This window comes from Arthrobacter sp. (assembly GCF_048266065.1).
GTDB lineage: Bacteria > Actinomycetota > Actinomycetes > Actinomycetales > Micrococcaceae > Arthrobacter_H.
On record NZ_JBLXAH010000009.1, the window covers coordinates 91,810 to 105,175 of the forward strand.

Sequence of the window (13,366 nt, forward strand, 5' to 3'; positions counted from 1 at the left end):
AGGGCGTCCCGCCAGACAGGGAGGAAACACATGTCAGGAACAGTCATCGTCGGTGTTGACGGCAGCGAGACCGCGAACAAGGCGGCCACGCGCGCGGCCACCGTCGCGGCCGGTCTCGGCGCGGATCTCATGGTGATCACCGCGCACACCAAGGACAACACCGAAGTCGTGCAGATCGGCAGCGACACCTGGATCCTCGACGACGCGGAGCAGGCGCAGAAGCTGGCCGAGAAGTCGGCCACGAAGCTGCGCGAACTGGTTCCGGGGGCGAACGTCAAGGCCTCGGCCGTCAAGGGCAAGCCGCAGGACGCCCTGGTCGAGGAAGCCAGCCGCCTCGGCGCCCAGCTGATCGTGGTCGGCAACGTGGGCATGAAGGGCCTGGGCCGTGTGCTCGGCAGCGTCGCCTCCAGCGTCGCGCTGAACGCCCCCTGTGACGTCTACATCGTGAAGACCGCCAACTAGCGGCACCCACCGGCACGACGGCGGCGCCCCTCCCTGGTGGGGAGGGGCGCCGCCTTCGTGTGCGCGAGTTGCCGGAGGTGGGCTACCGGCCCCCGGCGCGGCCTTCCGCAGCCTTCTGGGCCGCGACGTCGCGCACGCGGGCCTCCTCGGCGCGGACGGCCGCCATGCTGGCCCGTTCGTTCTGCAGCCACTGGGGCCGATCGGCCAGCAGTGCGTTGATCTGCTCCGTGGTCAGCGCCTCCTCGACGCCGCCGCGGGCCAGCCCCGAAATGCTCACGTTCAGCTTCTGCGCCACGACCGGGCGCGGGTGCGGGCCGTTCTGGCGCAGCGCCACCAGCCATTCGGGCGGTTCGTTCATCAATTCGTCCAGTGCGGCCCGGGTGATGGGGCCCTCCTGGAACTCGGCAGGCGTGGCGGGCAGGTACACGCCCAGCTTCTTGGCGGCGGTGGCCGGTTTCATGCTCTGCGGGGTTTTCTGGCTCATCCCCCCAGCGTACCCGGGCCCGGACGGTAGGCTGTCCTGCGTGGCAGAGCTGAGAATCGCGTTCGTCCCCGGGGTGACCCCGGGCAAATGGCTGGAGCGCTGGCGTGAGCGCCACCCCGAGGTCCCCGTGGCAGCCACCCGGTACGACGACGGGCCGGACCCGCGGGGGCTGCTCGCCTCCGGGGAGGCCGACCTGGTCTTCCTGCGGTTCGCCGACGGTGTGAAGCCGGCCGATGCCACCACCCACGTGATCCCCTTGTATGAGGAGCTGCCCGTGGTGTGTGCGCCGCGGGACCACGTGGTCGAACTCTACGATGACGAGGTGCCGCTGGCCGACCTGGCCAGGGAGGCCTGGCTCGACCTGGCCGACTACCCGCCCGCCGTCGGTGGAACGGCCATGGCCATGGAGGTGGTCGGTACAGGTGCCGGGCTGCTGGTGCTGCCCATGTCGGTGGGACGGCTGCATCGGCGCAAGGACGTGGTGCAGAAGATCCTCGCCGGCGCCCCCTCGACCCGGATCGGCGTCGGCTGGCTCAAGCCGCTCGGCGATGACCCGGAGGATCCGCGCGTGGAGGAATTCATCGGCATCGTGCGCGGACGCGGGGCGAATTCCTCCCGCCAGCCCTCCGTTCAGGAACGTGAACGCCGCGAGGCCGCCGAGGCCCAGCGCAAACGCCAACGCGGCCCGCAGGATGCCCCCCGCGGCGGCGCCCGGAAGACGGGCCAGCGCTCCGGCGGCAAGCCGTCCGGTGGCAACAAGCGCCGTGGCGGTCCGGCCCGCGGACGCCGCTGACCGCCCACTGCCGCTGCCCCCACGCGGCGGGGCCCCGCACCGCTGCACCGGAAGGCGCTGCCGTGCGGGGCCCCGCGGGGGGAGAGCCGGATCAGCCGATCGAGGCGAACCCGAAGACGACGGCGGCGAGGGCGAAGCCGATCACGCCGATGAGCGTCTCCAGCACCGTCCAGGTCTTCAGGGTGGTCTTCACGTCCATGTCGAAGAAGCGGCCCACCAGCCAGAAGCCGGAATCGTTCACGTGGGAGATGATCACCGAACCGGCGGCCACGGCCACCACCATGGTGGCCAGCTGGATGTCGTTCAGTCCCGCGGCGGCCACCGCGGGGGCCAGCAGGCCGGCGGCGGTGGTCAACGCGACGGTGGCCGAGCCCTGGGCGACGCGCAGGATGCCTGAGATGAGGAAGCCGGCCAGGATCAGCGGGACCCCCAGGTCGCCCAGCACGTCGGCGAGGGCGTCGCCGATGCCGGAGGTGCGCAGGACGCCGCCGAACATGCCGCCGGCGCCCGTGATGAGGATGACCGAGCAGACCGGACCCAACGCCTTCTCCATGACCTGCTCGATGGCCGTCTTGGCCATGCCGCGGCGCATGCCGAGCACGACGGCGGCGACCAGCAGGGAGATCAGCAGGGCCACCGGGGTCTCGCCCAGGGCCCGGAGCAGCTGGAACCAGGTGGCCTCCGTCGTGGCCTCCTGGAACACCCCGCCGGAGGCCAGCGTGTTCAGGCCGGTGTTCAGGAAGATCAGGACCAGGGGCAGCAGCAGCACGGCGATGACGGTGCCGAAGGCCGGCGGGTTCGCCTCGTGTTCGGAGTCGGCCTCGCCCAGCAGGGTCGGGATCGGCAGTTCCCATTTACGTCCGGCCCACTTGCCGAAGAGGTAGCTGGCCACGTACCAGGTCGGCAGCGCGACGACGAGCCCGATGAGCAGCACGTAGCCGACGTTGGCGTCGAAGAACTGGGCGGCCGCGACCGGGCCGGGGTGCGGCGGGACGAAGACGTGCATGACGGAGAACGCGCCGGCGGCCGGCAAACCGTAGAGCAGCACGCCGCCGCCGAGCCGGCGCCCGACGGCGAAGACGACGGGCAACATGACCACCAGGCCGGCGTCGAAGAAGATCGGGAAGCCGAAGATCAGCGAGGCGACGCCCAGGGCGAACGGGGCCCGCTTTTCGCCGAACACCCGGATCAGGTAGTCGGCCAGCACCTTCGCGCCGCCGGAGGTCTCCACGATGCGCCCGAGCATGGCGCCCAGGCCCACGAGCAGGGCGACGGAGGCCAGGGTGGAGCCGAAGCCGCCGGTGAGCACCGACACGACGCTGCCGGCGGGGATGCCGGTGGCGAAGGCGGTCAGCAGGCTGACCAGGATCAGTGCCACGAAGGCATGCATCCTGAGTTTGATGATGAGCAGCAGCAGGACGACGATGGCGACGGCGGCGATGCCGAGCAACGGTCCCGCACCCAGGGTCTGGGTCCAGTTCTCGAGGGTCATGGGTTCTCCATTGGGGGTGGGTGGATCGGAGGGGTCAGGAACGTCAGGGGGCCGTGGGGGCCAGGTGAAGGCGCGCGATGGCCAGCTCGGCCAGGGCCTCGGGGGTGGTGTCGTTGGGCAGCGTGATGCCGTCCTCGTCGGCGGCGAGCGGTTCGAGCGTGGCCAGCTGGCTGGCCAGCAGGGTGCCGGGCATGAAGTGCCCGGTGCGCTGCCCCAGGCGCATGGCCAGGAGGTCGGTGTCCGCGTCGACGTGCAGGAAGCGCACGACGCCGGTGGCTTCCCTGAGCACCTCGCGGTAGCTGCGTTTGAGGGCCGAGCAGGTGACGACGGTGCCGGGACCTGAGTCGTGCCGGTCCATCCATTCCTTCAGGGAGGCCAGCCAGGGCCAGCGGTCGTCGTCGTCCAGCGGGGTGCCGGCCGCCATCTTGGCGATGTTGGCCGCCGGGTGGAAGTCGTCGGCCTCGGCACAGGGCCAGCCCAGTTCCGCGGCGACCAGGCCGGCGACCGTGGTCTTCCCCGAGCCGGAGACCCCCATGACCACGAGGTGCGTGGTGGGGGCGGGGGGTGCCTGATGTGGCATGTCATCTCCTGGAAGGACGTCCTTGGCCTGGTGCCACCGGAGTGGCTGGATAAAAGATAACACCTTATGACCGGGTAAAGATAGTACTAATTGTGATCGTGGTCGCGTCCGGACCATAGGATGGCCGGTATGCAGATTCCCACCGGGGCACGGGTGCTCCAGGAGCCGATTGTCGAGACCTTGGGCCGTGAGATCACCGACGGGGTGCTGCGTCCGGGGGACCGGCTGACCCTGGAATCCCTGCAGGAACGGTTTGGGGTCTCGCGGACCGTGATGCGCGACGGCATGCGGGTGCTGGAATCGTTGCGCCTGGTCTACGCCAAGCGCCGCGTCGGGCTCGTGGTCCAGGAACCGCACTTCTGGAACGCGTATGACCGCCGGGTGATCCGGTGGCGGCTCGCCGGCCCGGGACGCGAACGCCAGTTCACCGAACTCACCGAGCTGCGCGTGGCCGTGGAACCGCTGGCCGCCGCCGGTGCCGCGCGCCGGGCGCCCCGGGAGGCACGCGTGGAGATCCTGCGGCTGGCCGCCGAGATGCGCCGGTTGGGTGAGGCCGGGGACCTGGAGGCCTTCCTGGCGGTGGACATCGCCTTTCACGCACTGCTGCTGCAGGCCAGCGGGAACTCGATGTTCGCCGAACTCGAACCGGTGGTGGCCGAGGTGCTCACCGGGCGTACCGAACAGGGCATGATGCCGTTCCATCCGCGCGCCAAGGCCCTGGACGAGCACGATGCCGTCGCCGCAGCCGTGGCCGCCGCCGACGGGCCCGGCGCCGAGGCGCACATGCAGGTCCTGGTCGACGAGGTGCGCGCCGCGCTGGAGGCGACGCTGACCGACGGGCAGCTGCCGGACTGACCGGGCTGCGCTGACGGTGCTGCAGTGACGGGGCGGCACCGGCGGCGCCCGCCCCGGAGGGTGGGCACCGCCGTCGTGCCGGTTCAAAGGGTGCTACTGGAACAGCTGGCCCACCCGCGAGAGCGTCGTGGTGATCCCGTAGATGAGCGGGATGCCCACCAGTAGCCAGCCGAAGACCAGCTGGGCGGGGTTGACGTTGACGGGGACGTCGGTGGGTTCGGGGGTGTTCATCGGGCCTCCTCGGCGCTGGTGGTGGCGGATTCACGGTCGGGCTCGTGGAACCTGGGATCCACGGGGCGGATGAGCAGGGCGGCGACGAAGCCGACGATGAGCAGCACCACCATGGTCAGCAGCACCGGCAGGTAGTTGTGCGCGTTCATCGTGCCGGGCTTGCCCTGGGCGTCCAGCAGGCCGTTGACGATCAGCGGCCCCGCGATGCCGGCGGCCGACCAGGCGGTGAGCAGCCGGCCGTGGATGGCGCCGACCTGGAACGTGCCGAAGAGGTCCTTCAGGTAGGCGGGGGCGGTGGAGAAACCGCCCCCGTAGAAGCTGATGATCACGAACGCCAGCAGGATGAACAGCAGGGTGCTGGAACCGCCGAAGAACGCCAGGATGACGTACAGCACCGCGCCGAGGCCGAGGTAGACCATGTAGATGTTCTTGCGCCCGATCACATCCGAGGTGCTGGACCAGACGAACCGTCCGGCCATGTTGCCGATGGAGAGCAGGCCCACGAAACCTCCGGCGACGCCTGCGGACACCGCCGAGACGCCGTGTTCGGCCCGGAAGAAGTCCTGGATCATGGGCGAGGCCTGTTCCAGGATGCCGATCCCGGCGGTGACGTTCAGGAACAGCGCGGTCCAGAGCAGCCAGAACTGCTTCGTCTTGATGGCGTTCGCCGCCGAGACGTGGTTCCTGGTGACCAGTTCGGAATGCTTGACCTGGGCCGGATCCCAGCCGTTGGGACGCCAGCCGTCGGCCGGGACCCGGATGGCGAACACCCCGTACATCATGACGATGAAGTACACGATGCCCAGCGTCACGAACAACTGGCCGACAGCGTCGCCGCTGGCGACCCAGCCCTCGGAGCCGGACGCCGGGTCGAACGCCTTGAGCAGCTGCGTGGACAGCGGGGAGGCGATCAGCGCGCCGCCGCCGAAGCCCATGATCGCCATGCCGGTGGCCATGCCCGGGCGGTCGGGGAACCACTTGATCAGCGTGGAGACCGGCGAGATGTAGCCGATGCCCAGGCCGATGCCCCCCAGGAAGCCGTACCCCAGGTAGACGAGCCAGAGCTGGCCGGTGAAGATGCCCAGCGCTCCGACCAGGAAGCCGACGGCCCAGAAGACGGCAGCGGTGAACATGGACTTGCGCGGGCCCGAGCGTTCCACCCAGGTGCCCATGATGGCCGCCGAGAGGCCCAGCATCACGATCGCGATCGAGAAGATCACCCCGATCGCCGTCTGGGAGACCTGGAAGTGGCCGATCAGCGCCGTCTTGTAGACGCTGGTGGCGTACGCCTGGCCGATGCACAGATGCACCGCCAGGGCCGCCGGCGGGATGAGCCACCGGTTGAACCCCGGAGGGGCGATGGAACGTGACCTGTCAAGAAACCCCATGGATGTTGCCTCCAAAGTGGACGGGATGCCGGGCGGCGAACTGGTTGCCTCTGGTCATTGTGCTGCACAACACACTTCTTGCATAGTGGTTGTCCCGGTTCGGCGGGCGCGGCCCGTCCCGCTAGATTGGTGCCCATGCGCATCCTCGACTCACAGCCGTTCGTCCCGGTCATCCTGGGCGGGGACATCGGCACGTATTCGCTGGCCCGCGAGTTCCACGAGGCCTACGGGGCCGTCAGCGTCGCCGTCCCGGCCGGGACGAACGGGGTGCTGGAGCACTCGGTCGCGATCGACATCCGCCCGGCAGGCACCATGACCGACGAGGCGGCTGTCGTGGAACACCTGCTCTCCGTGGCGCGTGAGCTCACCGCGAACGGGGCCAACCCGCGCCCGCTGCTGCTGTTCGGCTCGCTGGACCTGCAGGTCGGCATCATCACGGGCCACCGCGAGGAGCTCGAACCCTGGTACACCATTCCGTATCCCGACACCGCAGTCATCGAGCGCGCCGCACACAAGCAGAACTTCTACGCCCTCTGCGCCGAACTGGACATCCCGCACCCGCTGACCGTCACCTACGACCCGGTTTCCCCGCGCCCGCTGCCGGCGGACCTGCCGTTCCCGCTCATCGGCAAGCCGGCGGACAGCAGCGCCTGGGTGCACGCGAAATTCGCCGGCAAGCAGAAGGTCCACACCATCGCCGGTGCCGACGAGCTCGATGACCTGCTCGCGCGCATCCGTGCCTCCGGCTACGCCAGCCCGTTCATCCTGCAGGAAATGATCCCGGGCGGGGACGCGAACATGCGCCTGTGCACGTTCTACTCCGACCGCGACGCCCGCGTGCGCTTCGCCGCCTACGGTGAGGTCGTCGTGGAGGAGCACGCCCCGCTGGTGCTGGGCAACTCGGCAGGCATCGTCACCGGGGTCAACGCCGAATTCACCGACCAGGGCCGGCGCATCCTCGAACACCTGGGCTGGACCGGTTTCTCCATGTTCGACGCCAAGCTGGACCCCCGCGACGGGGTGGTGAAGTTCTTCGAACTCAACCCCCGGCTGGGCCGCAACCACTACTACCTCACAGCCGCCGGGCACAACGCCGCCAGGTTCTACGTGCGCGAATACCTCGGCCCCGGGTACGACGACGGCGCCCTGCCGGCCGCCGCCGGGGACGCGCCTCCCGTGGTGGCCTCCGAGCAGATCCTGTACACGGTCCTTCCGCTGTCGCTGCTGCGCCGCCACCTGCGCGGCCCCGTCGGGGAGAAGGCCAGGGAGTTGATGCGCGCCCACCGGGTCGCGAATCCACTGCTCTACCGCGCCGAACGCGACCCCCGTAGGCTGTGGTACATCGCGCTCACGTCGCTGAACCAATTCCGCAAGTTCCGGCGGCATCCGCCGCGACTCTGACATGCTGGAGGAACTGGCCACCCGCGCCGGTCGATGATGACCCGGAAGGAAGCACCCATGGAATTCGCCCCCTACGACACGTTGCTCGTCGAGCAGGACGGTGCCGCGCTGGTGGTGACGGTGAACCGGCCGGACGCCATGAACGCCCTGGCGTCGACCGTCGTGAAGGACCTGCTGGACTTGACCGGGCGGCTCGCCGGCCTGGGCGTCGACGGGAACTGGCCGATCCGCGGGATCGTGCTCACCGGGGCAGGGACCAAGGCCTTTGTCGCGGGGGCCGACATCCGCGAGATGAACTCCATGAGCCCCGACGCCGCCGAGGCGTACGCGCGGCAGATGCATGCGGTCACCACCCGGCTGGAGGCCCTGCCCGTCCCCGTGATCGCCGCGGTCAACGGCTTTGCGCTCGGCGGGGGCTGCGAGCTGGCACTGGCGTGCGACTTCATCTACGCCGGCGTCCGCGCCAGCTTCGGCCAGCCGGAGGTCAACCTGGGCCTGGTGCCCGGGTTCGGCGGCTCGGTGCGCCTGCAGCAACGGGTGGGCCTGGGCCACGCCCGCGAACTGATCTACACCGGACGCCGGATCGACGCTGCAGAAGCCCTGCGCATCGGGTTGGCCAACGCCCTCTTCGATGACACCGACGCCCTGCTGGCCGGGGCCAAGGCAACGATCCAGGAGATCGCCGCGAAGGCCCCGACCTCGGTGGACAACACCAAGCGGGCGCTGAACCGGATCAACGGGCTCCCCGTCGCCGCCGGGCTCGAAGCCGAAGTGGAGAGCTTCCGGAAGGCCTTCGCCACCGAGGACTCCGTGGTGGGGCGCCGCGCCTTCCTGGCGAAGGAAACCCCCGAGTTCCCGGGGCGCTGAGACCATGGCAGAGAACGACGCAGTGCCGGCGGCACCCCGCGCCCCCGATGCACTCCACCGCTACGGGCCGAACCCGAGCCAGTACGCCGAACTGTACGTGCCGTCCGAACGACGGCTACCCGGGGTCATCGTCATCATCCACGGCGGCTTCTGGCGCGACACCTACGACGCCTCCCTGGGCCGCCCGCTGGCCGATGACCTGGTCCGCCGCGGCTGGGTCGTGTGGAACCTCGAATACCGCAGGACCACCGACGGGGAGCCGGGGCCGGATACCGGCGGCTGGCCGGAGACGTTCGAGGACATCGCGGCGGGCATCGACGCGCTCGGCCCCGCCCTGGCCGAAGCCGGGCTGGAACCGGGCAACGTCGTCGTCCTGGGTCATTCCGCGGGAGGGCATCTGGGCACCTGGGCCGCAGGACGGCACAAGCTGCCCGCCGGTACCCCGGGGGCCGGACCCGCGGTGAAGGTCGCCGGAGTGGTCAGCCAGGCCGGCGTGCTGGAGCTGTGGATGGCGAACTGGCTCAAGCTCAGCCACTCGGCGGCGCTGAAGCTCATGGGGGCCACCAGCGAGGAGGATCCCCGCCGGTGGCAGTGGGCGGACCCGGTGCGGATGCTGCCGATCGGTGTCCCGGTGATCGCCCTGCACGGCAAATCCGATGCCGACGTCCCCTCGGCGCTCTCACGGGCCTACACCGACGCCGCCCGCGCCCAGGGCGACCCGGCCCGGATGGTCTTCACCACCGGGGACCACCACGCGCTGATCACCCCCGGCACCACGGCATGGGATGCTTGCCTGGTGGCCCTGGCCGAACTCGCGGTTCCGGCCTAGCAGGACCCGAACCCGGTCGGGCAGCACCGGGATGAAGCGGACGGGGCGTCCGGAACGACCACAGGTAAGGTTGAGAAGTGCTGACTGTTATGGGCGAGGCCCTCGTTGACGTGCTGTCCGGCGGCATTGCCGCGCCCCAGGCCTACGTCGGGGGCAGTCCGATGAACGTCGCCGTGGGACTGGCCCGGCTGGGCCATCCGGTCTCCTTCGTGGGCCGCTACGGCGATGACGAGTACGGGCGCATGATCCACGAGCACCTGCGCTCCAACGACGTCCAGGAGGTCCTGGCCCCCGACGCCCTGCCGACGTCCACGGCCCACGGCACGCTGGACCCCGTGGGTGCCGCCACCTACGAGTTCGACATGGTCTGGGACCTTTCCGCTTTCGACCCCGCGACGTCGAATGCCCTGGCCGACTCGCAGCTGGTGCACACCGGCTCGATCGCCACGGTGCTCCAACCCGGTGCGGCCACCGTCCTGGCCGCCATCGAGCGCGCCCGGCCGCATGCGACCATCTCCTACGATCCGAACGTGCGCCCCAGCTTCGTGACGCACCACGCCGAGGCCGTCGAGCAGTTCGAGCGCTTCGTGGCGCTCAGCGACGTCGTGCGGGCCAGCGATTCGGACCTGCAGTGGCTCTACCCCGAACGCAGTGTGGAGGAGAGCGTGAAGGCCTGGCTGGCCCTGGGCCCGGCGATGGTCGTGGCGACCTACGGTTCCGGGGGTTCGCGCGGCGTCGTGGCCGCCGGGGAGGCCGAGGCGAAGGCGCCGGTGGTCGACGTGGCGGACACGGTGGGGGCCGGGGATTCGTACATGTCGGCCCTGCTCTCGGCGCTGGTGGACCGTGAGCTGGTCGGTGCCGCGCGCCGGGAGGCCCTGCACGCCCTGACCCCGGGACAGCTCGGTGAAGTCCTCGGCTACGCCACCCGGGCCGCAGCGGTCACCGTTTCCCGCCCCGGTGCCAACCCCCCGCACCGGGCCGAGATCTCCTGACCCCCTCACCGACGGACCGCCTGCCTCCATGCGCCTGATTGCCAGCGACCTCGACGGCACCATCCTGCACGCCGACGAGTCGATTTCCGCGCGCACGGTCGCCGCCTTCGCCGCGGCCCGGAACGCGGGGCTGCACGTCGTCTTCGTCACCGGCCGGCCCTTCCGCTGGCTGGGCCCCGTGCAGCGTGCGTTCGGACATCTGGGCACCGTGATCTGTTCCAATGGGGCCCTGGTCTACGATCTCGAGGCCGAAAGCATCCTGGCCAGCCACACGATCTCCGGGTCGACGGTCCTTCAGGTGCAGCGGCGCATCCGCTCGCTCGAGCCCGGGGCAGTCTTCGCCGCCGAAACCCTCAAAGGCCTGCTGCTCGAGCCGGGTTTCCTGGACGAGGCGGCCTCAAGGGCCCGGATCCGCGAAGCCGTCGAGGGGCCCTTCGACGTCGGGCTGCTCGATGCCGACGGGGTGGTGAAGCTGCTGGCCAAGACGCACCAGGTCGACGCCGAGGCCTTCCAGGACCTCGTGGAGCCCCGGATCGGCGGGCTGGTTTCCGTCACCCATTCGGCTCCGGGCGTCGCCCTGCTGGAGATGGCCCACCCCGAGGTCAACAAGGCGGTCACCCTGGCCGACTACGCCGCTGGCCTCGGGATCGGCGCCGACGAGGTGCTCGCCTTCGGCGACATGCCCAACGACGTGCAGATGCTCGCCTGGGCCGGGCGCGGCTATGCCGTCGACTCGGGACACCCGCTGGCCAAGACGGCCGCCGGACGCACCACCGCCTCCCTGCACGACGACGGCGTGGCCCGGGTGATCGAGCGGTACCTGGCGGGGGACCCGGTCTAGCGGACGGCCGTCCGGGCATCCACCGACCCCTCACAAGAGACGCATCCCCCGGCCTTGTCCACGGCTCCCCGCCGCCCGCCCCATCTGTCGGTGGCGGCTGGCAGAGTGGGGTCATGGAAGCAGTTGCGGAGTCGGTTGAGGTCAACGGGTGGAAGCTGACCCGCATGGCCGGCACCTCGGTGACCGGCTCGCCACGCCTGCAGGCCGCCGAAGCGCTGCTTCGTTTTGCCGAGTCCGAGAAATTCAGGGCCTCGGCGATGCTGCACGATGAGGCCCAGCATGCGGTCCCGCCGCAGTTGGAGGCACTCGAGGAGAACCCGGGGATGCAGGTGTCCCTGCGTACCGGACGCATGGTCACCTTCGCGGCAACGGAAAGCGCAGCGATGGAGATCGCCTTGGTTTCGGGCCTCTCCTCGGGCCAGGCCCACAGGATCCTGGGCCAGGCCGAAACGCTGGTCATGGACATGCCCGAGGTCCTCGAATCGCTGACGCTGGGCCGCATCGGGGGCAGCCACGTCCAGCGGATCCTCGAACACACCCAACACATCGTCCCCGAACCCCTGCCTCTACCGGATCGGAATGCCGATGAAGCGACCCGGGAAGAGTGGGAGCGGGAGATGGCACGGCGGTCCGCGCAGGCGCGTGCCGACCGACGTGATTTCGGGGTGGACATGTTGGCCGTCGCCCCCGGGAAATCGCCGGCTCAGTTGCGGACCCGGGGCCGCCAGGTCCTGGAGAAGTACTACGGCCTGTCCTTCACCAAGAGGTCCCGGACGGCGCTGCGCGATCGCCGGATCACCGTGGAAGAGGCCGCCGATGGCATGTCCTGGCTCACGGGATATCTGCCCACGGCCAGCTGCCAGGCGATCTTCTCGAAGCTCGATTCGATGGCCCGGCTGCTCAAGGCCGACCCCGACGCCGCCGCCCATGTGCAGAAGGCAGCGCGCGAGGCCAGGGGCGAGGGGACCCCGGTGCAACCGGCGGACGATCCCGCGGAAAGGCGAAGCATGGACCAGCTGCGGGCAGATGTCTTTACAGACATGATGCTCAATGGGCCCCGCGGGCAGGGGTTGGAGTCGGTGGCGGCAGAGGTGTTTGTCGCCATTCCCGCGACCATGCTGCCCGGAACGCCAGGTGGCCCCGTTGGCTGCGACGACACGGCGGTCGACGGCCCACCGGCCGGCGGCGTGGACGGAGTCCCCGGAATCGCGACGGCAGAGCTCGAACCCGGAGCGCCGGTTCCGACGCTTCTGGGGGGCGGGCCCATCGACCAGGAATCGGCGGTACGCCTCATGAATGCGGCCAGGACCTGGTGGAGGTTGATCACCGATCCGGTCACCGGTGCCGTGGTGGAATTCGGCAGGGAACGCTACCGCCCCACCGCTGCACAGCGCGCAGCCCTGCAATTCAGGGACGGATCGTGCACCACCCCCGGGTGCTCCGGGCCGCTGAGGACGTGCGAAATCGACCATACCGAGGAGTGGCAGGACGGTGGGGGAACGGACATCGCCAACCTCCATTTCGGGTGTCATCGTTGTCACCGGTTGAAGTCCCTGGGCCTGATCGAGATTGAGCAGCGTGCCGGCGGGACGATGCTGGTGACCAGCCTGTTTGGCACCCGTCGGGTCTTCTACCCCGCCGCGCCCTGGGCGTCCGCCGGCCCACGGGAAGGCGTTTCGGGTGAACCGATCCACGATGATGGCCGCGAACCACCGCCGAAGGATCCCGACGCGCGGATCCCCGACGTCGAACCGCGGCCTTATCATCCCAGCAGGCCGGACGGCGGGGACACCGGGTTGGCCGATGCAGCCGACGGGCCCGGGGACCAGGCGACGACGGAGCCGCCTCCCAGGTTGCGGGACACCCGGGCGGGGAGGATCGAGTATCGACGTTACGAGGCGTTGCAGCTGCGGGAGTGGGGGAGGATCCAGGATGTCCCCGACTCGTCGACCGAGCACCCGCTCCGTGGACGCTACGCCCAGAGCGGTGCCGCGAAGGCCACGAGGAAGCGTCGGCTGAAACGAATCGTCGGCGGCTACGGACCTCCCATCATCCGCCACTACGACGATGGGGCGGAGACTGGACCTCCGGCGTCGCAGGCACCACCCGATCCGCTTCAGGAGCCACCCTACTGATCGATGGCGGAGTCAG

14 protein-coding genes are annotated in these 13,366 nt (G+C 69.9%); 9 read left to right on the forward strand and 5 right to left on the reverse strand.

Going from position 1 to position 13,366, the window contains the following annotated elements:
- The first annotated feature begins 30 nt into the window (after nt 1–30).
- On the forward strand, nt 31–462 hold the full coding sequence (locus tag ACN0TP_RS14905; RefSeq protein ID WP_417220176.1) for a universal stress protein: 432 nt from the start codon (nt 31–33) through the stop codon (nt 460–462).
- An 82-nt stretch (nt 463–544) separates the two neighbouring features.
- Here the strand turns inward: ACN0TP_RS14905 and ACN0TP_RS14910 are convergent, their stop codons facing one another.
- Nucleotides 545–946 carry a DUF5997 family protein gene (locus ACN0TP_RS14910; RefSeq protein ID WP_417220178.1) on the reverse strand — a complete coding sequence of 134 codons (402 nt, stop codon included), beginning with the start codon at nt 944–946 and terminating at the stop codon, nt 545–547.
- Between the two features lie 40 nt (nt 947–986).
- Here ACN0TP_RS14910 and ACN0TP_RS14915 point away from each other — a divergent pair, with 40 nt between their 5' ends.
- Complete coding sequence (locus ACN0TP_RS14915) at nt 987–1,739, forward strand: substrate-binding domain-containing protein (protein ID WP_417220179.1); 753 nt, start codon at nt 987–989, stop codon at nt 1,737–1,739.
- Nucleotides 1,740–1,830: 91 nt separating this feature from the next.
- Here the strand turns inward: ACN0TP_RS14915 and ACN0TP_RS14920 are convergent, their stop codons facing one another.
- Nucleotides 1,831–3,231 (reverse strand): GntP family permease, encoded by a 1,401-nt coding sequence (locus ACN0TP_RS14920; RefSeq protein WP_417220181.1) that lies wholly within the window; start codon nt 3,229–3,231, stop codon nt 1,831–1,833.
- A 43-nt stretch (nt 3,232–3,274) separates the two neighbouring features.
- Entirely contained in the window at nt 3,275–3,811 is a 537-nt protein-coding gene (locus tag ACN0TP_RS14925; protein WP_417220183.1) for a gluconokinase, read from the reverse strand.
- A 129-nt stretch (nt 3,812–3,940) separates the two neighbouring features.
- Between ACN0TP_RS14925 and ACN0TP_RS14930 the strand changes: the two genes are divergently transcribed.
- The gene (locus ACN0TP_RS14930; protein ID WP_417220185.1) at nt 3,941–4,666 is read left to right on the forward strand and encodes a FadR/GntR family transcriptional regulator; all 726 of its coding nucleotides are present in this window, start codon (nt 3,941–3,943) and stop codon (nt 4,664–4,666) included.
- A gap of 93 nt (nt 4,667–4,759) precedes the next feature.
- Here ACN0TP_RS14930 and ACN0TP_RS14935 read toward each other — a convergent pair whose 3' ends face one another.
- The gene (locus tag ACN0TP_RS14935; protein ID WP_417220187.1) at nt 4,760–4,897 is read right to left on the reverse strand and encodes an MFS transporter small subunit; all 138 of its coding nucleotides are present in this window, start codon (nt 4,895–4,897) and stop codon (nt 4,760–4,762) included.
- Nucleotides 4,894–6,285, reverse strand: coding sequence for an OFA family MFS transporter (locus ACN0TP_RS14940; RefSeq protein WP_417220189.1), 1,392 nt, complete (start codon nt 6,283–6,285; stop codon nt 4,894–4,896). The genes ACN0TP_RS14935 and ACN0TP_RS14940 overlap by 4 nt, the downstream gene beginning before the upstream one ends.
- A 135-nt stretch (nt 6,286–6,420) precedes the next feature.
- Between ACN0TP_RS14940 and ACN0TP_RS14945 the strand changes: the two genes are divergently transcribed.
- From ACN0TP_RS14945 to ACN0TP_RS14970, 6 genes are all read left to right on the forward strand, one after another.
- Nucleotides 6,421–7,686, forward strand: coding sequence for a carbamoyl-phosphate synthase (locus tag ACN0TP_RS14945; RefSeq protein ID WP_417220191.1), 1,266 nt, complete (start codon nt 6,421–6,423; stop codon nt 7,684–7,686).
- A gap of 57 nt (nt 7,687–7,743) precedes the next feature.
- A complete protein-coding gene (locus ACN0TP_RS14950; protein ID WP_417220192.1) occupies nt 7,744–8,553 on the forward strand; it encodes an enoyl-CoA hydratase/isomerase family protein in 810 nt (269 codons plus the stop codon).
- A 4-nt stretch (nt 8,554–8,557) separates the two neighbouring features.
- Nucleotides 8,558–9,382, forward strand: coding sequence for an alpha/beta hydrolase family protein (locus ACN0TP_RS14955; protein WP_417220193.1), 825 nt, complete (start codon nt 8,558–8,560; stop codon nt 9,380–9,382).
- Nucleotides 9,383–9,459: 77 nt separating this feature from the next.
- Nucleotides 9,460–10,374 (forward strand): carbohydrate kinase family protein, encoded by a 915-nt coding sequence (locus ACN0TP_RS14960; RefSeq protein WP_417220195.1) that lies wholly within the window; start codon nt 9,460–9,462, stop codon nt 10,372–10,374.
- Nucleotides 10,375–10,402: 28 nt separating this feature from the next.
- Nucleotides 10,403–11,215: an HAD family hydrolase gene (locus tag ACN0TP_RS14965; RefSeq protein WP_417220196.1), complete on the forward strand. Its 813-nt coding sequence runs from the start codon at nt 10,403–10,405 to the stop codon at nt 11,213–11,215.
- Between the two features lie 113 nt (nt 11,216–11,328).
- Nucleotides 11,329–13,350: a DUF222 domain-containing protein gene (locus ACN0TP_RS14970; RefSeq protein WP_417220198.1), complete on the forward strand. Its 2,022-nt coding sequence runs from the start codon at nt 11,329–11,331 to the stop codon at nt 13,348–13,350.
- Nucleotides 13,351–13,366: the final 16 nt, after the last annotated feature.